Here is a 19,850-nt window from a genome sequence, read left to right on the forward strand (position 1 = left end):
CGCCAGATCGTCGCCTCTCTGCTCGCAGCGATCTTTACGCAACCGCCCTTGGCAGCCCTGCGCCAAAATCTCCATGCCTTGCGGCATCGCTGGCGCGAGCCACCTCGAAAGCGCAAGTTTCAGTCCAAGCCAACGCTATCTTAGCGCGTATGCCCGCAAGGGGACGCACGCTAAAGCATGTCTCCCGAAACTGGGAACCGGTTTCGGGACAAAGACATGCTTAAAATCAAAAAGCTTAGGCGCATGGAGCGAATCTGAAAGATAGCGACGCGCTTTGGCACGGACCTTGGAAGCGCACGGCAGGGTCGAAAATCAGATCAGTGGATCGGCACCAGCCCGGCGAGCTCGCGCATGTCGTCGAACAGGATGCCGCCGGCCGCGGCCAGACCATCGCGATCGGAGAAAGGATCGGCGTGGTAGGAGAACACGCGCATGCCGGCAGCTATGCCTGCCTCGGTGCCGGCGACGCTGTCCTCGATCACGATGCAGTCGGCGGCCGCGAAGCTCATCGTCGCGGCCGCGTGGAGGAAGAGGTCGGGGAACGGCTTGCCGCGCCCAACCATGGTCGACGAGAACATGGCGTGCTCGAACAGCGGCAACAGCCCGGTCCGCCCGAGCGTGATGTGCATCTTCGAGATCCGCGCCGAGGAGGCGACGCAGTAGGCGATGCCGGCGGCTCGCACCTTCTCGATGAAATCGCGCACGTAAGGGATTGCCTCGACGCCATGCGCGAACAGGTCCGGCAGCCCGGCGTTCCAGCGATCGACGAAGTCGGACCCGAGCCGGACATCGGTCGCTGCTTCGATCTCCTTCTGCACCGAGGCCATGCTGCGGCCGGAGAAGTTCTTGCGGCAATATTTGAATGTGGTTCGGAAACCGGCGGCTGTCAGCCAATCGGCCAGACGCCGGTTGGCAAGGTTCTCGGTATCGACCAGAACCCCGTCGCAGTCGAAGATGACCAACTTCGGTGCTGACATCAGGCCGTGCCGGTCGACCCGAACCCGCCGGAGCCGCGCGCCGTGCCGCCGGCGAGCGCCCGTTCCTCGCTGGCTACCTGCGTCACCGGGGCAAAGACGATTTGCGCGATGCGCACGCCGCGCGTCACCGCGAAATCCTCGTCGCCGAGATTGACGAGCAGCACCTTCACCTCGCCGCGATAATCGCTGTCGATTGTGCCGGGCGTGTTGAGGACGGTCAGCCCATGCTTGAAGGCGAGGCCGGAACGCGGCCGGACCTGGCCTTCCATGCCTTCCGGAATTTCAAGGACCAGCCCTGTCGGCACCAGCGCGCGCTTTCCCGGCAGGATGAGCAGCGGCCGGTCTTCCGGCACGGCGGCGCGCAGGTCCATGCCGGCGGCGCCCGCGCTTTCATAGGCAGGCAATGGCAAGCCCTCGCCATGCGGAAGCCTGACGAAACCGACGGTGGGGCCGATGACGGAGGAAGGATAGACAGCTGTGCGCATGAGCCCACTCCTATCGGCGCGAGTGCCGATTCAGTCAACCCGGCAGCAGAGCTATCAACGCCTTTCTTTCAAGGCGGTTCCGCGTCAGCGCAGCTCCACCGGAACCACGGTCGTCTCCTTGATCTCCTCCATCACGAAGGAAGCCGAGACGTCCGACAGCGGCACCTTGGCGATCAGCCGCTGGTAGAGCCGGTCATAGGCTTTGACGTCGGCGACGCGGGCCCTCAGCACATAGTCGAGGTCGCCCGACATGCGGTAGACGCCGGTGATCTCGGCAAAGCCGGTCACCGCCGCGCGGAATTTCTGCAGCCAGTCCGGGTCGTGGTTCGACGTGCGGATCAGGATGAACACCGAGAGGCCGAGCCCGAGCTTGTCGGCATCGACCAGCGCTACGCGCCCGGTGATGACGCCGTCCTCCTCCAGCCGCTTGACGCGCCGCCAGCAGGCGTTGCGCGACAGCGCCACGCGCTCTGACAACTGGTCGACGGAAAGCGTGCCGTCACGCTGGAGCTCGGCCAGCAATCTTCGATCAATTTCGTCGATGTTGAACGTCATTCTTGGGATGAATGTCCCAAAAGATAGCCGACTGCAAGGACAAATTGGGATCGATGAACCCTCGACGCGTGGCAGGATACTCAACATCGGGGCTCATCCCGGCAGGAGGGATCACCATGACGACACGGTTTTCGGCTCTCTTCACGTCTCATCCGGCCAAGGTCGGCGAGACCTATTTCGGCCATATGGCCTTTGCCGCCTGGTTCTGTTCCCGTCTGTCGATGGCTGCCGGCGCCGCCCTCGTTCACGCTTTCTTGCCGTTTCTGTTCGAAACTACGGCCAGCCGAATCGTTCGCGAGCTTTATGAGCGCACGCACAATCGAGGCTCGCATGCGGTCAAGGAGCCTAAGGCTCTGATGGATCGCGCCTGATAGATGGTGGAATGCGATGTGCCGGTGGGCGGCCTACCTTGGTGAAGCGGTCTTCCTCGAAGACATCATCACCGCGCCCTGCCACTCGCTGATCGCCCAGAGCCACTGCGCCCAGGAGGCGAAGTCGCCCACCAATGGCGACGGTTTTGGCCTTGCCTGGTATGGCGACCGGCCCGAGCCCGGCCTCTATCGCGACATCCTGCCGGCCTGGTCCGATCCCAATCTGAAAAGCCTCTGCCGGCAGATCAAGTCCGGCCTGTTCCTCGCCCATGTACGCGCCTCGACGGGCGGCGCCACCAGCCGGATGAACTGCCATCCCTTCATCTCCGGCCGCTGGTCGTTCATGCACAACGGCCAGATCGGCGGCTTCGAGAAGATCCGCCGCGCGCTTGAGAATTCGCTCTGCGACGAAGTCTTCGACCAGCGCGAGGGCACCACCGATTCCGAGCTCTTGTTCCTCCTGATGATCGACGAGGGCCTGTCGGCCGACCCGCAGGGCGCGGTGTCGCGCGCCACCAGCCGCGTCATCGAGGCTTCGCGCCAAGCCGGTATCGAGCCCTCGCTCAAGCTGACCGCCGCCTTCTCGGACGGCCAGGCGCTCCATGCCGTGCGCTACGCCACCGATGACCATGCGCCGACGCTCTACACCTCCGTCTACCGCAATGGCGGCCGCTGCGTGGTGTCCGAGCCGTTCGACCGCGACGGTGGCGAGTGGCAGGCAATTCCGCCGGCGAGCTTCGTCACCATGACCGGCGGTGGCATGGCGATCCGTCCCTTCGCGCCGGCTGCGGCGAACCTGGCACTCGCCATCTAAGCATGGAGCGGACCTGAATGATCCGACGCGCTTTGGGTCGCGGGACAGAAGTGCGCGGCAGAGCGCTGACCTCACAGACCTCGCCAGCGCAATTTCGGTCAAGCGCCACCCGGACTTGAATGCTGAACTTGGCTTGAAGACGCGCACCGATCCGCCATTTCATGCTTGGCGCGGCCAAGCCGGAGCATTCACGATGGATATCGCCTTCGCCTCGACCACCGAACTCGCCGCTTCGATCGCCACGCGAAAAATCTCGGCGGTCGAGGCGCTCGATGCGCACCTCGCCCGGATTGATAGACACAACGAAGCGATCAATGCCGTCGTCATCCTCGATCGGGAGGGCGCGCGCAAGCGCGCCAGGCAGGCCGATGCGGCGCTGGCGCGCGGCGACACGCCCGGCTCGCTCCATGGCGTGCCCTTCACCTTGAAGGATGCGCACGAGACGGCAGGCATCAGGACCACGGTCGGCTTCCCGCCCTTTGCCGATTATGTGCCGAGGAGCGACAGCCCCGTCGTCGCCCGGCTGAGAGCGGCCGGCGCTGTACTGGTCGGCAAGACCAATGTCGCCACCATGCTGGGCGACTGGCAGTCCGACAATCCAGTGTTCGGCCGCACCGGCAATCCCTGGAATCCGTCGCGCACCGCGGGCGGTTCCAGCGGCGGCGCCGCGGCCGCGGTTGCGACAGGCATGACGCCGTTCGAAATCGGCACCGACATGCAGGACTCGATCCGCCTGCCGGCCGCCTTTTGCGGCGTCTACGGCCTGAAGCCGACCGAGCATCGCGTCTCGCTGGCCGGCGCCTTCCCCGATCCGGGCGGCAACCCGCGCAGTGTCCGCTTGATGTCCAGTGTCGGGCCGATTGCCCGTGATCTGGAAGACCTGGCGCTGATCCACCAAGTCATTGCCGGGCCAGACGGAGCCGACACCGATCTGGCATCGATGCCGGTTGATCCGATGCCGAAGCTCGGGCTGAAATCGCTGCGCATTGCCTTCGTCAGTGCCTTCCCCGGTTTTCCGGTGGCCGCCGAGATCGGCGTCACGGTCGAAAGATTGGCTGCCGGGATCGCTGCCGCGGGCGCGCGCGTCGAGGAAGCAAGGCTGCCGAAGCTCGATCTGCATGACGATCTCGCAGAGGGCGGCAAGCTGATCGGCATGATGCTGGAGGCGGCGCAGCCGGAACCGCCGAAGCAGCCGACGCCGGTGTCGGGCTGGTTCTCGGCGCTCGCCCGCCGCGACCGGTCGATCCTCGCCTGGGAGAGCTTCTTCGAAAGCTGCGACGCCTTGCTTTGCCCGGTTGCGATGACCACGGCCTTTGCGCATTGCAAGCCGGGCAGCCCGTTGAAGGTCAACGGCAAGGACGAGAGCTATTGGATGCTGCCGGCCTGTGGCGCGGTCTTCAACTATTCCGGCCATCCGGCGCTGGCGTTCCCTTGCGGGCAGGACAGCAACGGCTTGCCCATCGGCCTGCAATTGGTCGGGCGGCATTGGTCAGAGGCGCGGCTGCTCGGCATCGCGGCAGCGATCGCGCCGCTCGCCGGCGGCTTTCGCCGCCCGCCGGGTTATTGAGCGAAACGCGACAGCGTGTAAGGCGCGAGCAACGCATCGCGCTCGCCGTCGAGGATTTCGTTGGCGGCAAACAGCCCGACGGCGGGCGCCAGCGTGATGCCGGAATGCGTGACGGCGATGTAGAGGCCGCCGACGCCGTCGGCGCGGCTGACGATCGGAAACCCGTCGATTGGGGTGGGCCTGTAGCCGACTGTATGGAAATCGTACTCCAGCCCATCGGCGCCGCGCAGCATCGCCCGCATCGCTGTAAGCAGCTCGCGCGCGGCGGCCTCGGGATCATCGCCCGGATCGCCGCCGCCGAAATCCGAACCGGCGATGATGCGGCCTTCCGCAGTCTGCCGCATATGCAGCGTCTCGGCCAGCACCAGCCCGTTAAGCAGCCTCTTGTGCGGGCGCGAGTGCACGATCAGGCCAGGCGGGGTCCCGATCGGCAGTTTTACGCCGGCCGTCGCGACGATCGCCGGAGCGCCGGCGCCGGCAGCGATCACCACCTCGTCCGCGCCGATGGTTTCGCCCGAAACGACGACGCCGGTGACTTTGCCGCCCGACTGCGCCAGCGCGCTGACAGTCCCCGGGACGATCCGCGCGCCGCGCCGCTCGGCATCCGCCAGCAGCGCCTTGGTGGCCGCCACCGGCTCGACCACGCCTTCCTCGGCAACGTAGAGGGCAAAGTCCGGAAGCTCCGCCAGATTGGGCTCGATCCGCGCCGCCCGGTCCCGATCGACGCGCTCGATGCCATAGCCCCAGGATGAGTGTTCAGTCGCATAGGCTTCAAGCCTGTCCGCCGGCAGGTCGAAGCACAGGCCGCCGCACCAGGCGAGCGGCAATCCCGGCAGTTCGTTGGCCAATCTCTTCCACTCGGCCATGGCGCGGATGCGCAGCCGGAAATATGTTTCCGGGTTGCCCAAGCTGGCGTTGATCCAAGCGAAGGAATTGGGCGTCGCGACGCCGCCGGCGCCACTTGTTGAAACGACCGTCACCCGCGCGCCGGCCTTCGTCAGATATCGGCCGATCGACGCGCCGATGATGCCGGCGCCGACGACGATGACTTGTTTTGCGCTGCTCATGCTGGACCTTTGAGGCAGATTTCCCTCGACATGCCATCGCGCCGGCTCGGCCTCAAGCGGGAAGATTTCTACGCACCGCCAACTGCTGTCTTAGGCGTGTCCGAAAGCAGGTCCTTCAGTTCTTCGCATCGCCGCATGAGACGAGGTGAATCTACTTTCGTTGCGACCGCCACAACGCTGCCGAGCTCCAGCTCCGCACCGATCCGATCGCCGAGTTGAATGAGGAGCGCAGCCAGCGACAGCCTCGCGTCGGCGACATTGATCGGGGAGCCGATTTCGGTCCAGCACGAACATGCAAGCTGCAGCTCCCGCGCGGCCTCGGCCAAGCGATTCTCGCGCATGAAAAGCTCTGCCTTGGCCTGCGCGGTCAGTGCCCGGATGGAAGCCATCGGCCAGCGCAGCGGCTCGTTCTCCAGTTCGGCAATGACTTCTCTCGCGCGCTCCAGCCGATCGGTATGTGCCGCCACTTTGGCAAGTGTGGCAAGTACGAGGCCGCGCCGCTGCAGCGTCGGCCAGCCATTGCCGACCAGGGATCGCTCAAGCGCACTGAAAGCGGCCTCCGCCTGCCCCTGTTCGAGCTGCAGCAGGGCGAGGCCGGGCTGCGGATCCCATCCTGCTGCGTGCGACGCGCGGTAGGCTGTTTCTGCTTCGGCGAAATTTCCGGCAGCAAGATGGATGTCGCCCAGAACCCGCAAGGCATCGCCCGTCGCCCAGGGCGCATCGAGAGCCAGCTGGTCGAGAGCCGCGCGCACCAGTGCCTCCGCTTCCTTAAGCGTGCCGTGGATGCCGAGCACCTCGGCCCGATGCAGCCGGCACGATCCCGACAGGTTCTCCAGCCCGTGTCCTTTACACCAGGTTTCGTAGCCGGAGGTCCATTGGTTGGCCCTCGCCCAGTCGCCGAAGTTCCTGCAGGACCAAAGGATGTTGCAATAGAGGATGCCGCCGACAACCGGGTCTATGTCGCTTGAAAGGCCGAGCGCGGCGGCGAAATCCTGGTCCTCCTGGCCGGATTTGGTTTCCCCGAGGCAAAGCTTGAAGAAGCCGCGATAGATCAGGCCGAGCGATTCCACGACCGGGTCTTCGAGATGTTTGCCGACTTTGAAGGCCTGCTCGGCAAATGCAAGCGCCTGCTCGGGTTCTGCTTCCGCGCCCATAAGACGCGCTCCCATCCAGCACCACAGGCCGTGTTCCCGGCTGCCGGTGGCGCTGTCGATCAGCTGCGCGGCGCGCTTATGCCAGCCCTTGGCGACGGCGAGCTCGCCCCTCTCCAGATGGATCCGGGCAAGCGTGACTGCCGGGGACGCCGCGCGCAGGCGCTCGCCGGACACGCCATATTCCGTTACCGCGCGGGTCAGGAATGGAATGGCTTCAGCCGGTTGCCCCATGCATTCCAGCGCCAGCGACCATTCCTCGAGATCGGCCGTCAGCAACTCGCCGGCGGCGTCCGCTTCGGTGAAAGCGGCCGCGGCATCTTGCCATTTCCTCGCCGCGAGCGCCGCGCGAGCGGACAGGATTGCTGAGCCAGAGCTCGACGGCTTGCTCCCCGCTGCGACCGGAGCTGATTTGGTTTCCAAGACGGCTGGTTGATCGAGGCAAATGCGGTAGCCGAAGCGCGGCAGGTTGCGCAGCGCCGTCTCCATGCCGCCCTGCCGAAGAATGCCGCGAGCCAGGCTCGCCACGCGCTGCAAGGAAGCTTCGGTAACCGTCACGCCGGGCCACAGCGTTTCAAGCAATTCGTCCTTGCTCATGGCCCGGTCCTGGTGCCGCAGCAGAATGGCGAGGAAATCGAAGACCAGGGGCTGCACCTCGATCTCCTTTCCGGCGAGACGAAGGGCGCGGGAGCCCTCGTTCAGCTCGAAGTCGCCGAAGCAGTGAATTCCCATCGGCAGCTACCCCCCGTAACGGCAATAGGCAAAGGATCAGAAGAAGATAAGGCCGGCGTAAGGACTGTTGGCCGCCGCCTGCGCAATTCTCCATCTGCCCGGCGAGCCAGGCTGCAGTTTAGCTCAGCTGCGCCGGGGATGTCACCGGCACCGACCTGGTCGAGCGTCCGGGGGACATTTGAACCTCAGATCAAGGAGATTGCGAAATGCAGAAATACATCATCGAACGGGAAATCCCCAAGGTCGGCACCTTCGAGCGCGAGCAGCTTCGCGACGCCTCCAAGGCCTCGAACGCCGTCCTCGCCGAGCTCGGCCCGGACATCCAGTGGGTGGAATCCTTCGTGGCGGACGACAAGACCTTCTGCGTCTACCTCGCCAAGGACGAGGCGATCATCCAACGCCACGCCAAGATGAGCGGCTTCCCGGCAACCAAGATCACGCAGGTGAAGCGCCGGTTCGATCCGACGACGGCCTCTGCCACCGCCTGATGGGAGATGGATCGTGAAGCGCTTCGCAGGCGAGCTGCGCGTGCGATCGATCCTGATCTTCTGTCGGCCAAACCGCGTGGGAGGGCCAACGCTGGCCCTCCCAATTTTCATCATTCGAACAGAGGGAGATGCAACCATGACTACCCTTGGACAGGAGCTCACGACCAACCGCTCCGCGCTGGGGCGCTTCTTCACCGCGGTCGTCGAAATCAGCCATTCCGGCGGAGATCTGCTTGCGCGCATCGTCCGGATCCGCAGGGACCGGGCCACGCTGGACGACTTGCCGGACTATCTGCTGCGCGACATCGGCATCGAGCGGGCGCAGATATGGTCGATCACGCGGTTCGGCCGCAAGGAGGACGGTGGTGCGTGAACTGGGGGACGGGAGATCTTCGCCATTGGCAGATTCCACGGTTCCAGGGCGCGCCCGCTTTAGCCGCGATGTCAAGCCGCCACGCCGATTAACGACGGCGCTTGATGACGCGCGTCGCCACGCTGTTCGCCATGTGCCGCGATGAGTCCCGCTGCATTTGCTGCAACCCTTCGCCAGCACAAACCCAAGGGCTTGACACTAATACGTACGTACGTATTATATTGCCATGGCTAGACAATCACTCCGCGAAAATCTCCTCGACGCTGGCTTCCAGACGATATGGAATTCAGGCTACTCGGCGGCCGGCGTGCGCGACATCGTCGCCGCGGCCGGTGCCCGGCCGGGCTCCTTCACCAACCACTTTGCCTCAAAGGAAGAGTTTGCCGGCGAGGTGGTGGAGCGCTACTTCGCCTATGTCAGCGGCCTGGTCGAGAATGCCTTGGCGCGTGACGGTACGCCGCCCGTCGGCAGGCTGCGCCGCTATCTCGATATCATCACCTCGAAGCTCGAGGCGCATGACTGGGCGCGTGGCTGCATGATCGGCAATCTCAGCCTGGAAACAGCTGTGCACAGCGAGCCGCTGCGGTTCAGGCTGGTCGCCATCTTCGAGCGCTGGCGCCAGCCCTTCGCGGCCTGCATCGCCGAGGGCCAGGCGGCGGGCGAGATCACCAGGGCTTTCGATGCCGAGGACCTCGCCGATTTCCTTTTGTCGTCCTGGCAGGGCGCCATGCTGCGCATGAAGGTCGAGCGCAGCCCCGAACCGCTCGATCGGTTCAAGAAAATCATCTTCAGCACCGTGTTTGGGAAGGAAACAGTACGATGATTTCGAAAACCGACGGACAGCAAGCCGGCGCGGACGTGTTGCGACGTCCACGCGTGGCCGTGCTCGATTCCACCATGTCCTATCTGGAAGCCGGCGGCGCCGGCCCCACCGTCCTGTTCCTGCACGGCAATCCGACCTCCTCCTACATCTGGCGCAACATCATCCCGCACGTCGCGCCGTTCGGCCGCTGCATCGCGCCGGATCTGATCGGCTACGGCCAGTCGGGCAAGCCCGATATCGACTATCGCTTCTTCGATCAGGTTCGCTATCTCGACGCCTTCATCGAGGCGCTCGATCTCAAGGACCTGGTGATCGTCGCCCAGGATTGGGGCACCGCGCTGGCGTTCCATTTTGCGGCACGCCGGCCGCAGCGTGTTCTCGGCCTGGCCTTCATGGAATTCATCCGGCCTTTCGAGCGCTGGGAGGACTTCCACCAGCGTCCACAGGCGCGCGAGCTCTTCAAGGCGCTGCGCACGCCGGGCGCCGGCGAAAAACTGGTCCTGGAGGACAATGTCTTCGTCGAAAAAATCCTGCCGGCATCCGTCCTGCGGGCGATGAGCGAAGACGAGATGGCTGTCTACAGGGCGCCGTTCCCGACGCCGCAATCGCGCAGGCCGGCACTGCGCCTGCCGCGCGAACTGCCGATCGAAGGCCAGCCGGCCGACGTCGCCGCGACCAGCGAACACGACCACCGCGCGCTGCGGCTTTCCTCTTATCCAAAACTGCTGTTCGCGGGCGATCCCGGCGCGCTGATTTCGCCGCAGGCTGCTGAGCAGTTCGGCGCCGGGCTGAAGAACTGCCGGTTCATCAACCTGGGGCCAGGCGCCCATTATCTGCAGGAAGACCACCCCGACGCGATCGGCAAGGCGATTGCCGGCTGGCTGCCGGAGATTGCGCGCGCGGAAAGCCTGGCCGGGCCGGGCTGAACCGGAGGCGCGCGCGCAAGGCATTTGCCGCCCATGTCGACAGGCCGGCGCGGCGCTGGTAGAAGCGCCGCCTGTCACATGGAACACCTTAAAAGATATGCCCGAAACCATCCCTGAAGAGGTATCGCGCCGTCGCACCTTCGCGATCATCGCGCACCCCGACGCCGGCAAGACGACGCTCACCGAAAAGCTGCTTCTGTTCGGCGGCGCCATCCAGCTTGCCGGCGAGGTCAAGGCCAAGAAGGACCGCATCCAGACCCGGTCGGACTGGATGAAGATCGAGCGCGAGCGCGGCATCTCGGTCGTCACCTCGGTGATGACCTTCGAATATGACGACAACGTCTTCAACCTCTTGGACACGCCCGGCCACGAGGATTTCGCCGACGACACCTACCGCACGCTGTCGGCGGTGGACTCGGCCGTCATGGTCATCGACGCCGCTAAGGGCATCGAGCCGCGCACCCTGAAGCTGTTCGAGGTCTGCCGGCTGCGCGACATCCCGATCATCACCTTCGTCAACAAGATGGACCGCGAGAGCCGCGATCCGTTCGAGATCCTCGACGAGATCGAGCAGAAGCTGGCGCTGGACACGGCACCCGTCACCTGGCCGATCGGCCGCGGCAAGACTTTCTCCGGCACCTATCACCTGGCGCAGAACGCCGTGCGCCGGAGCGACGACGAGAAGGAGCGCACGCCGGTCCATGGTCCGGATTCCAACCGCGTCGCCGGGCTTTTGCCGGAAAACGAGCGCAACGACTTCATCGAGGAACTGGAGCTCGCGCGCGAGGCTTGCCGGCCGCTCGACGTCGACGCCTTCCGCGAGGGTCACCTGACGCCGGTCTATTTCGGCTCGGCGCTGCGCAATTACGGCGTACGCGACCTGATCGAGGCGCTCGGCGCCTTTGGGCCGCCGCCGCGCGCGCAGGAAGCCGATGAGCGGACGGTCGAGGCGACCGAGGAGAAGATGACCTCCTTCGTCTTCAAGATCCAGGCCAATATGGACCCGAACCACCGCGACCGCATCGCCTTCGTGCGCGTCTGCTCGGGAAAGCTGGAGCGCGGCATGAAGGCCAAGCTGGTGCGCACCGGCAAGCCGATGAGCCTGTCGGCGCCGCAATTCTTCTTTGCCCGCACCCGCGTCACCGCAGACGAGGCCTTCGCCGGCGATGTCGTCGGCATCCCCAATCACGGCACGCTGCGCATCGGCGACACATTGACCGAGGGCGAGGAGATCCTGTTCCGCGGCGTGCCGAACTTCGCGCCGGAAATCCTGCGCCGTGTCCGCCTTGGCGATGCGATGAAGGCCAAGAAGCTGAAAGAGGCGCTGCACCAGATGGCCGAGGAAGGCGTCGTGCAGCTGTTCTCGCCGGAGGACGGCTCGCCGGCGATCGTCGGCGTCGTCGGCGCGCTGCAGCTCGATGTGCTGAAGGAGCGGCTGAACATCGAATACACGCTGCCCGTGGATTTCGAGATGTCACGCTTTTCCGTCTGCCGCTGGATCGCGGCCGACGACAAGGCGGAGGTGCAGCGCTTCATCGAAGGCCATCGCGGCGACATCGCCCGCGACCTCGACAACGATCCGGTCTTCCTCGCCCAGCACGCCTTCTCGCTCAACTACGAAGCCGAGCGCTGGAAGGCGATCCGCTTCACGGCGGTCAAGGACTACCAGGTCCGCGACAAGGCAGCGTGATTCTGGTGAATGGTGAATAGTGAATAGTGAGTAGTGAGTAGTGAGTAGTAGTTGGGAAAGAGCGGCTACTCTCACCATTCACCATTCACTACTCACTACTCACTAATTCTCACCCCTTCGCCGCCGCTTCCAGCTTACCGATCTCGATCTTGCCCATCTTCATCATCGCGTCCATGACGCGGCCTGCCTTGGCCCGGTCGGGATCCTGAAGCAGCCGCGGCAATTGTTCCGGCACCACCTGCCAGGACACGCCGAACTTGTCCTTCAGCCAGCCGCAAGGGCCGGGCTCGCCGCCGCCTTCGGTAAGCCTTGCCCAGAAATGGTCGACCTCGGCCTGCGTCTTGCAATCGATCGACAGCGAGATCGCCTCGGTGAACTTGTATTGCGGGCCGCCGTTCAGCGCCAGGAATGGCACGCCGTCGAGCTCGAACGAAGCGACCAGCACCTGGCCCTCCTGAGGGTGGCCCTTCGGCCAGCGCGTCACACTCAGCGTCTTCGCATTCTGGAAGATCGAAATGTAATGGTTCATCGCCTCTTCGGCCTGACCGTCGAACCACAGGAAAGTCGTGATCTTCTGCATCGTTTTCTCCTTCGTGCTCTGTCGTGAAAGGGATCAGGCGGCGCCCTTGGCGCCATGCTCGAGGGACGCAAGACGGGCATCGAGCTGGGCATAGCTGTCGGCAATGCCGCTGGTCATGCCGGTGCCAAGCGCGCCGTCGCGCGCCGCCTGCGAAGCATAGAGGATCGTCTGCGTCAGCAGCGTCTTGCCGTTGACCTCGGTGAACACAACCGTCCCCAGCGTCTCGCCGCCGGTCCAGTCTTCGTCGAACAGCTCCGTGGCGACGATCAGTCTCGGCCGCTCGATCTCGCGATAGATGGCGCTCATGCCCATTGCCTGCCCGTCGCGGTGGCGCCAGACATAGCGCGCCGTGCCGCCCACCTTGAGGTCGATCTCGCAAATCTCGAGCCGCCAGCCATCCGGGCCATGCAGCCAGCCCTTGAGCAGTTCCGGAATGGTCCAGCAGTCGAACACCATCGGCCGCGGCGCGTCGAATGTGCGGGTTATCCGGACCTCGCGATCGCCGGGGGTTGTCACGGTCAGCGATGCCACGGTTGGGCCCGGCAGTTTCGTCGTAATCATCGATGTCCTCTTCCGCTTGCGTTTCCTGGACCCAAGGACGCTCGGTCGGGCCTCGATCCGACACGGGCTGCGACTTTTCCGATAGGCCGAATGTGCCCGGCTTTGCCTATTGTTCCGCCTCGCCGGGGTTCTTCTTTGCTTGCAGGGCACCGAGCAGCGCATCGAGCCGCTGGAAATTGCCTTCCCAGATCTTGCGGTAGCGCTCCAGCCATTCCGTGGCCTCGGCCAGGGGTTTCGCTTCGAGCCGGCACGGACGGCGCTGGGCATCACGGCCGCGCGAGATCAGTCCCGCATTCTCGAGCACCTTGAGGTGTTTCGAGATCGACGGCTGGCTCATCGCGAACGGCTCCGCCAGTTCCATCACCGAGGCCTCGCCGTCGATAAGCCGGGCAAGGATGGCGCGCCGCGTCGGGTCGGAAAGCGCGGCAAAAGTGGCGTCGAGCTGATTCATTATGGATAGCCAATTAGATATATACCTAAATGGCTATATACAAATCGCCATCGCTGGTCAACCAGATTCCTGGCGCAGTGCAAAACTGTGGCAAGGCCGGACCTTGGCCGCTATAACCGCTGCCGACTGAAATTCAGCGCCGCCGCGCCGCGCTTGGCGCGGCCAGCCAGCAAGGACAATCCGATGCCTGCCTATCGTTCCCGCACCACCACCCATGGCCGCAACATGGCCGGCGCCCGCGGCCTGTGGCGCGCCACCGGCATGAAGGATTCGGATTTCGGCAAGCCGATCATCGCCGTCGTCAACTCCTTTACCCAGTTCGTGCCGGGCCATGTCCATCTGAAGGACCTTGGCCAGCTGGTCGCTCGCGAGATCGAGAAGGCCGGCGGCGTCGCCAAGGAATTCAACACCATCGCCGTCGATGACGGCATCGCCATGGGCCACGACGGCATGCTCTATTCGCTGCCATCGCGCGAGCTGATCGCCGATTCCGTCGAATACATGGTCAATGCGCATTGCGCCGACGCCATGGTCTGCATCTCCAACTGCGACAAGATCACGCCCGGCATGCTGATGGCCTCGCTGCGCCTCAACATCCCGACCGTCTTCGTCTCCGGCGGTCCGATGGAGGCAGGCAAGGTGGTGCTGGCCGGCAAGGCGCAGGCGCTCGACCTGGTCGACGCCATGGTCGCCGCCGCCGACGACCGCGTCTCCGACGAGGACGTCAAGGTCATCGAGCGCTCGGCCTGCCCGACCTGCGGCTCCTGCTCCGGCATGTTCACCGCCAATTCGATGAACTGCCTGACCGAGGCGCTCGGCCTCTCGCTGCCGGGCAATGGCTCGACGCTCGCTACCCACGCCGACCGCAAGCGCCTGTTCGTCGAGGCCGGCCATCTGATCGTCGATCTCGCCCAGCGCTATTACGAGCAGGAGGACGACAGCGCGCTGCCGCGCAGCATCGCTTCCAAGGGCGCCTTCGAGAACGCCATGGCGCTCGACATCGCCATGGGCGGCTCGACCAACACGGTGCTGCACATCCTCGCCGCCGCGCACGAAGGCGAGGTCGACTTCACCATGGAGAACATCGACCGGCTGTCACGCAAGGTGCCGGTGCTCTGCAAGGTGGCGCCGGCCAAATCCGACGTGCACATGGAGGACGTCCACCGCGCCGGCGGCATCATGGCCATCCTCGGCCAATTGGACGAGGCGGGCCTGATCAACCGCGACCTGCCGACCGTCCACACGGCAACGCTCGGCGAAGCGCTCGACCATTGGGACATCGCCCGCACCTCCGCCGAGAACGTGCGCGAGTTCTTCCGCGCCGCGCCAGGCGGCGTGCCGACGCAGGTCGCCTTCAGCCAGGACCGCCGCTGGGACGAGCTCGACACGAACCGCGAGACGGGTGTCATCCGCTCGGCAAAGACGCCGTTCTCGAAGGATGGCGGCCTCGCCGTGCTCAAGGGCAACCTGGCGCTCGACGGCTGCATCGTGAAAACCGCCGGCGTCGACGAGTCGATCCTGAAGTTCACCGGCCCGGCCCGCGTCTTCGAAAGCCAGGACGCTTCCGTCAAGGCGATCCTCGGCAACGAGATCAAGGCCGGCGACATCGTCGTCATCCGCTATGAGGGACCGCGCGGCGGCCCCGGCATGCAGGAAATGCTCTATCCGACCAGCTATCTGAAGTCGAAAGGCCTCGGCAAAGCCTGCGCGCTGATCACCGACGGCCGGTTTTCCGGCGGCACCTCGGGTCTGTCGATCGGCCATGTCTCGCCCGAGGCGGCCGAGGGTGGCCTGATCGGCCTGGTCCAGGAAGGCGATACGATCGAGATCGACATCCCCAACCGCAAGATCCACCTCGCTGTCAGCGAGGCCGAGCTCGACGCGCGTCGCAAGGCAATGGCGGCCAAGGGCCCGGATGCCTGGAAGCCGACGGAAAAGCGCAAGCGCAAGGTGACGACGGCGCTCCGCGCCTACGCCGCCTTCGCCACCAGCGCCGACAAGGGCGCGGTGCGGAAAGTGCCGGAGTGAGTCGCGAGAGACAAAGCGCTTCGCTGGTTCCGCGAGCCGACGAAGCATCCCAGGCTAATGGTGCTGGCCGTACGAGGGCCATTCCGCATCCGGGAGATAGGGCCAATCCGTTCGGGTTGGCAGCGATCGTTTTGCGCCTTCCGCTTGCTGTGGCGTCAGGAAGATGCCGAAAAGATCATTTCCGCCGTTCAGCGCATAGAAGCGCACGTCCGAACCGGCGAGCTGGTCGTTGATGATCTTGAAGAACACATAGGTGGCCGTACCCCAGCTTCTGCCCTCGCTGTCCGAAACGTCCGGGGCGTATATCACGTACTCCTGTCCGGCTGCGCGCACGGCATATCGGGGAGCGTATGTGTCGATGCTGTCCTCGATCGCGGCCGGGTTCTTCAGATACCGTCGAAGCTCGGGCAAAACCTCACGATAGGCCTTCGCTATTCCTTGCTCGCCCAGGTTCTCCGCGTCGAGGTGATGCGCCTTGTCGTAGTCGAGGGCCATGGCCGCAGATTGCATGGCATGGGTGCCCAACAAGGTGGATCGTAGAAAGGAAATGAGCCGTGCAGCGCGCACAATCGCACTCCGTTATGGCATCAGCTGATATTCATAAAGCTTCTGATAGAGCCCGCCCTGCTTGAGCAGCGTCTTGTGCGGGCCGCTTTCCCGCACCTTGCCGCTCTCCAGCACCACGATCGTATCGGCCTGGTGTACCGTCGAGAGGCGGTGCGCGATCACGATCGTCGTGCGTCCGACCGTGAGCTGTTGCAGCGCGTCACGGAACAGCGCTTCCGACTCGGCGTCCAGCGCGCTGGTCGCCTCGTCCAGCAGCAGGATCTCGGCATTGCGCAGCATGGCGCGCGCGATCGAGATGCGCTGGCGCTGGCCGCCGGAGAGCAGCGAGCCGTTCTCGCCAACCTCCGTCTCATAGCCCTTGGCCATGGCGCTGATGAAGTCGTGCGCATTGGCGGCCTTGGCGGCGGCGATCACGTCCGCGTCGGTCGCATTCTCACGGCCGAGGCGGATGTTGTGCATGATCGTGCCGGCAAACAGGAAAGTATCCTGGCTGACATAGGCGATCTTCTGCCTGAGCGAATCGAGCGTGGCGAAGGAGATGTCCTGGCCGTCGAATTCCACCTTGCCGCTTTGCGGGTCGTACATGCGCATGATCAGGTTGAGGATCGTCGACTTGCCGCTGCCGGAAGGCCCGACCAGCGCCGTCATCTTGCCGGCCTTGAGCGTCAGGTCGAAGCCTTCGAACACCGGCGGGCTCTCCGGATAAGCGAAGCTGACATCGTCGAACCGGATTTCGCCCGGGCCCGGTTGCAACGGCTTGGCATTGGGCTTCTCGGCGAGCGTCAGCGGCCGGTCGGCGAGCTGGAACATCATGCGCACGCCGACGATGCCGGTCTCCAGCGAAATGCGCACGCGCGCCAGGCGCTTTGCCGGCTCATAGGCGAGCAGCAGCGCCGCGATGAAGGCCATGATGTTGCCGGGCATCTGGCCGCCTTCCAGCACCAGGAAGCCGCTGACGAAGACAGCGCCGGCGATCGCCAGACCGGCAAGCGTCTCCATGACCGGACTGGTGGCTGCTTCCAGCGTGGCGATGTTGTTGGCGCGGTTCTCGACATCGGAGACAGCCTTGTACATGCGCTTGCGCATCGCGCCTTCGAGATTGAAGGATTTGACGACGCGCACGCCGATCGCCGTTTCCTGCATGACATGCACGATCTGCCCGAGCGAGCGGAATTCCATCTTGGCGATCTGTCGGACACGTTTCAGGATGCGGTTGACGCCGTAGACTGCCACCGGTCCGACGACGAAGCAGATCAGGGACAGCGCCGGCTGCTGCCAGACCATCACCACCACCAGCACGACCAAGGTCACCAGATCGCGCACATAGGATGTGACGACGAGGTCGAGCACGCTGCGCGCGGCCTGCGCGTTGTTGGTCATGCGGGTGATCAGGTCGGACGACGAGGTCGAGTGGTAGAACTCGATGCCTTGCGCCAGGATCCGGTCATAGATCTTGCGCTGTCGGTCGGCGATGATCGCGTTGCCGACGCGGCTCATGAAATAGGCCTGGACGAAGTTCGCGATGCCCTTGAGGACGAAGATCGCGGCGACCGCCGCGGCGATCAGATTGACGCGGTCGAGCCTCTTGTAGACGACGAACTCGTTAGTGATCTCACGCAGGATCCAGGCGCTGGCGCCCGTCATGGCGGCCACCACCAGCATCGACACAATGGCCGCGCCATAGCCGAATTTGTGCTCCTGGAAAGATTCCTTCACCAGCCTCGCGACGAGGCGCTGGTTCTCCGTCGAACGGAAGAAACGAAACAAAAGGCCGATCCCATGCCTGGCTAGAGACCGTTTCGAAATTCGCCCTGGCGAGTCATTTGGTGGTGTTTTCGAGAACCGTAGGCAGCGGACATTTCGTCCGTGAGCAACGGAAGCGCAGAAAACGCCATCAGATGGCCGCCGGAGTATGATTTCCAAACAGTCTCTGAGCGAATTTCGGATTCGCCACGAAGGCGAGAGGCGGCTTATAGAGCGAGTTGCCGCCGGATGGAACCATGCGCCGTCAAGACAAGGAAACGGCTGCGGTCTTTTCGGCCACGACGACGGCCGGTTCTAGAGAGGGATGACGACAGATGGATTTCGACCTCATCGTGCGCGGCGGCACGCTGCCGGACGGCCGGATTGCCGACATTGGCATCATGGGCGAGACCATTGCCGCGATCGAGCCCAAACTGCAGGGCTCGGCCCGGAGCGAGGTTGACGCGCGCGGCAATCTCGTCTCGCCGCCCTTCGTCGATCCGCACTTCCACATGGATGCCACGCTCTCCTACGGCATTCCGCGCATCAACGCTTCCGGCACGCTGCTCGAAGGCATCGCGCTCTGGGGCGAATTGAAGCCGCTGTTGACGCATGAGGCCGTGCGCGACCGGGCGCTCGCCTATTGCGACTGGGCTGTGTCGATGGGCCTGCTTGCCATCCGCAGCCATGTCGATGTCTGCGACGATCGCCTGCTCGCCGTGGAAGCCCTGCTCGACGTGAAGAAAACGGTCGCGCCCTACATCGATCTGCAATTGGTCGCCTTTCCGCAGGACGGGCTCTACCGCTCGCCGACGGCGCGCGAAAACACCATCCGCGCGCTCGATATCGGCGTCGACATTGTCGGCGGCATCCCGCATTTCGAGCGCACCATGGCCGACGGCACGCGCTCGGTGACGGAGCTTTGCGAGATCGCCGCCAGGCGCGGTCTGATGGTCGATATGCATTGCGACGAGACCGACGACCCGCTGTCGCGCCATATCGAGCAGCTCGCCTACGAAACGCAGCGCCTCGGCCTGCAGGGCAGGGTGGCCGGCTCGCACCTCACCTCAATGCATTCCATGGACAATTACTATGTCTCGAAGCTTTTGCCGCTGATCGCCGAGGCCGGCGTCTCGGCGATCCCCAATCCGCTGATCAACATCATGCTGCAGGGCCGCCACGACACCTTTCCGAAGCGGCGCGGCCTGACCCGGGTGAAGGAGATGATGGCGCTCGGCATCCGTGTCGGCTGGGGCCAGGATTGCGTGCTCGATCCCTGGTATTCGCTGGGCACCGCCGACATGCTCGACGTCGCCTTCATGGGCCTGCATGTCGCCCAGATGTCGAGCCCGGCCGACATGGCGCGCTGCTTCGACATGGTCACCAACGTCAATGCCGCCATCATGGGCCTCGACCACCTCGGGCTGGCGGTTGACAAGCGCGCCAGCCTCGTCGTGCTCGACGCCGGAAATCCGATCGAGGCGGTCCGCCTGCGCCCCGAGCGTCTCTGCGTCATCGCCAGGGGCAAGGTCGTGGCCGAGCGAACGAAGCAGGAGACGCGGCTCTCGATCGCCGGCCGGCCGGAGAGCGTCAACCGAAGGCATAAGTCTGCTTAGTGTCTCCGCGTGGAGCAGGGAACGAAGCGACGCGTAAAGCCGCTACAAGGTCGAAGAACGCGGCGCGCAACGTGAGATTTGCAGCGTTCCTTCGCGCCCCCCTCTGGCCTGCCGGCCATCTCCCCCACAAGGGCATACGCGCTAAGATAGCGTTGGCATGGACTGAAACTTGCGCTTTCGAGGTGGCTCGCGCCAGCGATGCCGCAAGGCATGGAGATTTTGGCGCAGGGCTGCCAAGGGCGGTTGCGTAAAGATCGCTGCGAGCAGAGAGGCGACGATCTGGCG

Annotated in this window: 20 protein-coding genes; 10 read left to right on the top strand and 10 right to left on the bottom strand. The window is 64.5% G+C overall.

What is annotated here, in order from left to right:
* Positions 1 to 317: 317 nt before the first annotated feature.
* From EN874_RS31650 to EN874_RS31660, 3 genes are all read right to left on the bottom strand, one after another.
* The gene (locus EN874_RS31650) at positions 318 to 977 is read right to left on the bottom strand and encodes an HAD family phosphatase (protein WP_168247692.1); all 660 of its coding nucleotides are present in this window, start codon (positions 975 to 977) and stop codon (positions 318 to 320) included.
* Positions 977 to 1,462, bottom strand: coding sequence for a dUTP diphosphatase (dut, locus tag EN874_RS31655; protein ID WP_127428783.1), 486 nt, complete (start codon positions 1,460 to 1,462; stop codon positions 977 to 979). The genes EN874_RS31650 and dut overlap by 1 nt, the downstream gene beginning before the upstream one ends.
* A gap of 84 nt (positions 1,463 to 1,546) precedes the next feature.
* Positions 1,547 to 2,017, bottom strand: a complete 471-nt coding sequence (locus EN874_RS31660; protein WP_127428784.1) for an Lrp/AsnC family transcriptional regulator — start codon at positions 2,015 to 2,017, stop codon at positions 1,547 to 1,549.
* Positions 2,018 to 2,133: 116 nt separating this feature from the next.
* On the opposite strand from EN874_RS31660, the gene EN874_RS31665 reads away from it, so the two are divergent.
* The 3 genes from EN874_RS31665 (at position 2,134) to EN874_RS31675 (ending at position 4,769) form a co-directional block, all read left to right on the top strand.
* Positions 2,134 to 2,388 carry a DUF6356 family protein gene (locus EN874_RS31665; protein ID WP_127428785.1) on the top strand — a complete coding sequence of 85 codons (255 nt, stop codon included), beginning with the start codon at positions 2,134 to 2,136 and terminating at the stop codon, positions 2,386 to 2,388.
* 16 nt (positions 2,389 to 2,404) lie between these two features.
* Positions 2,405 to 3,202 carry a class II glutamine amidotransferase gene (locus EN874_RS31670; RefSeq protein WP_127428786.1) on the top strand — a complete coding sequence of 266 codons (798 nt, stop codon included), beginning with the start codon at positions 2,405 to 2,407 and terminating at the stop codon, positions 3,200 to 3,202.
* A gap of 193 nt (positions 3,203 to 3,395) precedes the next feature.
* Positions 3,396 to 4,769, top strand: a complete 1,374-nt coding sequence (locus EN874_RS31675; RefSeq protein WP_127428787.1) for an amidase — start codon at positions 3,396 to 3,398, stop codon at positions 4,767 to 4,769.
* On the opposite strand, the gene EN874_RS31680 is transcribed toward EN874_RS31675, so the two are convergent.
* Together EN874_RS31680 and EN874_RS31685 are read right to left on the bottom strand one after the other, a co-directional pair.
* On the bottom strand, positions 4,763 to 5,836 hold the full coding sequence (locus EN874_RS31680) for an FAD-binding oxidoreductase (protein ID WP_127428788.1): 1,074 nt from the start codon (positions 5,834 to 5,836) through the stop codon (positions 4,763 to 4,765). The genes EN874_RS31675 and EN874_RS31680 overlap by 7 nt on opposite strands.
* A gap of 68 nt (positions 5,837 to 5,904) precedes the next feature.
* Positions 5,905 to 7,719, bottom strand: a complete 1,815-nt coding sequence (locus EN874_RS31685) for a winged helix-turn-helix domain-containing protein (protein ID WP_127428789.1) — start codon at positions 7,717 to 7,719, stop codon at positions 5,905 to 5,907.
* A gap of 206 nt (positions 7,720 to 7,925) precedes the next feature.
* Here EN874_RS31685 and EN874_RS31690 point away from each other — a divergent pair, with 206 nt between their 5' ends.
* The 5 genes from EN874_RS31690 (at position 7,926) to EN874_RS31710 (ending at position 12,019) form a co-directional block, all read left to right on the top strand.
* Positions 7,926 to 8,207 carry a DUF4242 domain-containing protein gene (locus tag EN874_RS31690; protein WP_127428790.1) on the top strand — a complete coding sequence of 94 codons (282 nt, stop codon included), beginning with the start codon at positions 7,926 to 7,928 and terminating at the stop codon, positions 8,205 to 8,207.
* A 13-nt stretch (positions 8,208 to 8,220) separates the two neighbouring features.
* The gene (locus tag EN874_RS31695; RefSeq protein ID WP_127428791.1) at positions 8,221 to 8,580 is read left to right on the top strand and encodes a DUF1127 domain-containing protein; all 360 of its coding nucleotides are present in this window, start codon (positions 8,221 to 8,223) and stop codon (positions 8,578 to 8,580) included.
* A 226-nt stretch (positions 8,581 to 8,806) separates the two neighbouring features.
* A complete protein-coding gene (locus EN874_RS31700; protein WP_127428792.1) occupies positions 8,807 to 9,403 on the top strand; it encodes a TetR/AcrR family transcriptional regulator in 597 nt (198 codons plus the stop codon).
* Positions 9,400 to 10,329 (top strand): haloalkane dehalogenase, encoded by a 930-nt coding sequence (locus EN874_RS31705; protein ID WP_127428793.1) that lies wholly within the window; start codon positions 9,400 to 9,402, stop codon positions 10,327 to 10,329. The genes EN874_RS31700 and EN874_RS31705 overlap by 4 nt, the downstream gene beginning before the upstream one ends.
* Before the next feature lie 97 nt (positions 10,330 to 10,426).
* A complete protein-coding gene (locus EN874_RS31710) occupies positions 10,427 to 12,019 on the top strand; it encodes a peptide chain release factor 3 (protein WP_127428794.1) in 1,593 nt (530 codons plus the stop codon).
* A 109-nt stretch (positions 12,020 to 12,128) separates the two neighbouring features.
* Here the strand turns inward: EN874_RS31710 and EN874_RS31715 are convergent, their stop codons facing one another.
* The 3 genes from EN874_RS31715 to EN874_RS31725 all read right to left on the bottom strand — a co-directional run bounded on the left by EN874_RS31715 (position 12,129) and on the right by EN874_RS31725 (position 13,611).
* Positions 12,129 to 12,599 carry a VOC family protein gene (locus EN874_RS31715; protein ID WP_127428795.1) on the bottom strand — a complete coding sequence of 157 codons (471 nt, stop codon included), beginning with the start codon at positions 12,597 to 12,599 and terminating at the stop codon, positions 12,129 to 12,131.
* Between the two features lie 33 nt (positions 12,600 to 12,632).
* Positions 12,633 to 13,160 (bottom strand): SRPBCC family protein, encoded by a 528-nt coding sequence (locus EN874_RS31720; RefSeq protein ID WP_127428796.1) that lies wholly within the window; start codon positions 13,158 to 13,160, stop codon positions 12,633 to 12,635.
* A gap of 106 nt (positions 13,161 to 13,266) precedes the next feature.
* Positions 13,267 to 13,611, bottom strand: coding sequence for a metalloregulator ArsR/SmtB family transcription factor (locus EN874_RS31725; protein ID WP_126086149.1), 345 nt, complete (start codon positions 13,609 to 13,611; stop codon positions 13,267 to 13,269).
* Between the two features lie 183 nt (positions 13,612 to 13,794).
* On the opposite strand from EN874_RS31725, the gene ilvD reads away from it, so the two are divergent.
* The gene (gene ilvD, locus EN874_RS31730; RefSeq protein WP_126086148.1) at positions 13,795 to 15,639 is read left to right on the top strand and encodes a dihydroxy-acid dehydratase; all 1,845 of its coding nucleotides are present in this window, start codon (positions 13,795 to 13,797) and stop codon (positions 15,637 to 15,639) included.
* Positions 15,640 to 15,693: 54 nt separating this feature from the next.
* On the opposite strand, the gene EN874_RS31735 is transcribed toward ilvD, so the two are convergent.
* Both EN874_RS31735 and EN874_RS31740 read right to left on the bottom strand, forming a co-directional pair.
* Positions 15,694 to 16,164 (bottom strand): hypothetical protein, encoded by a 471-nt coding sequence (locus EN874_RS31735; protein ID WP_127428797.1) that lies wholly within the window; start codon positions 16,162 to 16,164, stop codon positions 15,694 to 15,696.
* A 54-nt stretch (positions 16,165 to 16,218) separates the two neighbouring features.
* Positions 16,219 to 17,973, bottom strand: coding sequence for an ABC transporter ATP-binding protein (locus tag EN874_RS31740; RefSeq protein WP_127428798.1), 1,755 nt, complete (start codon positions 17,971 to 17,973; stop codon positions 16,219 to 16,221).
* 311 nt (positions 17,974 to 18,284) lie between these two features.
* Here EN874_RS31740 and EN874_RS31745 point away from each other — a divergent pair, with 311 nt between their 5' ends.
* A complete protein-coding gene (locus EN874_RS31745; protein ID WP_127428799.1) occupies positions 18,285 to 19,565 on the top strand; it encodes an amidohydrolase family protein in 1,281 nt (426 codons plus the stop codon).
* Positions 19,566 to 19,850 lie beyond the last annotated feature (285 nt).

It is taken from the genome of Mesorhizobium sp. M1D.F.Ca.ET.231.01.1.1 (assembly GCF_003999155.2).
Taxonomy (GTDB): Bacteria; Pseudomonadota; Alphaproteobacteria; order Rhizobiales; family Rhizobiaceae; genus Mesorhizobium.

What these genes read in the sequence shown, in the direction of transcription:
- EN874_RS31650 (WP_168247692.1), bottom strand. Translation starts at nt 977, where the DNA reads ATGTCAGCACCGAAGTTGGTCATCTTCGACTGCGACGGGGTTCTGGTC.
- dut (WP_127428783.1), bottom strand. Translation starts at nt 1,462, where the DNA reads ATGCGCACAGCTGTCTATCCTTCCTCCGTCATCGGCCCCACCGTCGGT.
- EN874_RS31660 (WP_127428784.1), bottom strand. Translation starts at nt 2,017, where the DNA reads ATGACGTTCAACATCGACGAAATTGATCGAAGATTGCTGGCCGAGCTC.
- EN874_RS31665 (WP_127428785.1), top strand. Translation starts at nt 2,134, where the DNA reads ATGACGACACGGTTTTCGGCTCTCTTCACGTCTCATCCGGCCAAGGTC.
- EN874_RS31670 (WP_127428786.1), top strand. Translation starts at nt 2,405, where the DNA reads ATGTGCCGGTGGGCGGCCTACCTTGGTGAAGCGGTCTTCCTCGAAGAC.
- EN874_RS31675 (WP_127428787.1), top strand. Translation starts at nt 3,396, where the DNA reads ATGGATATCGCCTTCGCCTCGACCACCGAACTCGCCGCTTCGATCGCC.
- EN874_RS31680 (WP_127428788.1), bottom strand. Translation starts at nt 5,836, where the DNA reads ATGAGCAGCGCAAAACAAGTCATCGTCGTCGGCGCCGGCATCATCGGC.
- EN874_RS31685 (WP_127428789.1), bottom strand. Translation starts at nt 7,719, where the DNA reads ATGGGAATTCACTGCTTCGGCGACTTCGAGCTGAACGAGGGCTCCCGC.
- EN874_RS31690 (WP_127428790.1), top strand. Translation starts at nt 7,926, where the DNA reads ATGCAGAAATACATCATCGAACGGGAAATCCCCAAGGTCGGCACCTTC.
- EN874_RS31700 (WP_127428792.1), top strand. Translation starts at nt 8,807, where the DNA reads ATGGCTAGACAATCACTCCGCGAAAATCTCCTCGACGCTGGCTTCCAG.
- EN874_RS31705 (WP_127428793.1), top strand. Translation starts at nt 9,400, where the DNA reads ATGATTTCGAAAACCGACGGACAGCAAGCCGGCGCGGACGTGTTGCGA.
- EN874_RS31710 (WP_127428794.1), top strand. Translation starts at nt 10,427, where the DNA reads ATGCCCGAAACCATCCCTGAAGAGGTATCGCGCCGTCGCACCTTCGCG.
- EN874_RS31715 (WP_127428795.1), bottom strand. Translation starts at nt 12,599, where the DNA reads ATGCAGAAGATCACGACTTTCCTGTGGTTCGACGGTCAGGCCGAAGAG.
- EN874_RS31720 (WP_127428796.1), bottom strand. Translation starts at nt 13,160, where the DNA reads ATGATTACGACGAAACTGCCGGGCCCAACCGTGGCATCGCTGACCGTG.
- EN874_RS31725 (WP_126086149.1), bottom strand. Translation starts at nt 13,611, where the DNA reads ATGAATCAGCTCGACGCCACTTTTGCCGCGCTTTCCGACCCGACGCGG.
- ilvD (WP_126086148.1), top strand. Translation starts at nt 13,795, where the DNA reads ATGCCTGCCTATCGTTCCCGCACCACCACCCATGGCCGCAACATGGCC.
- EN874_RS31745 (WP_127428799.1), top strand. Translation starts at nt 18,285, where the DNA reads ATGGATTTCGACCTCATCGTGCGCGGCGGCACGCTGCCGGACGGCCGG.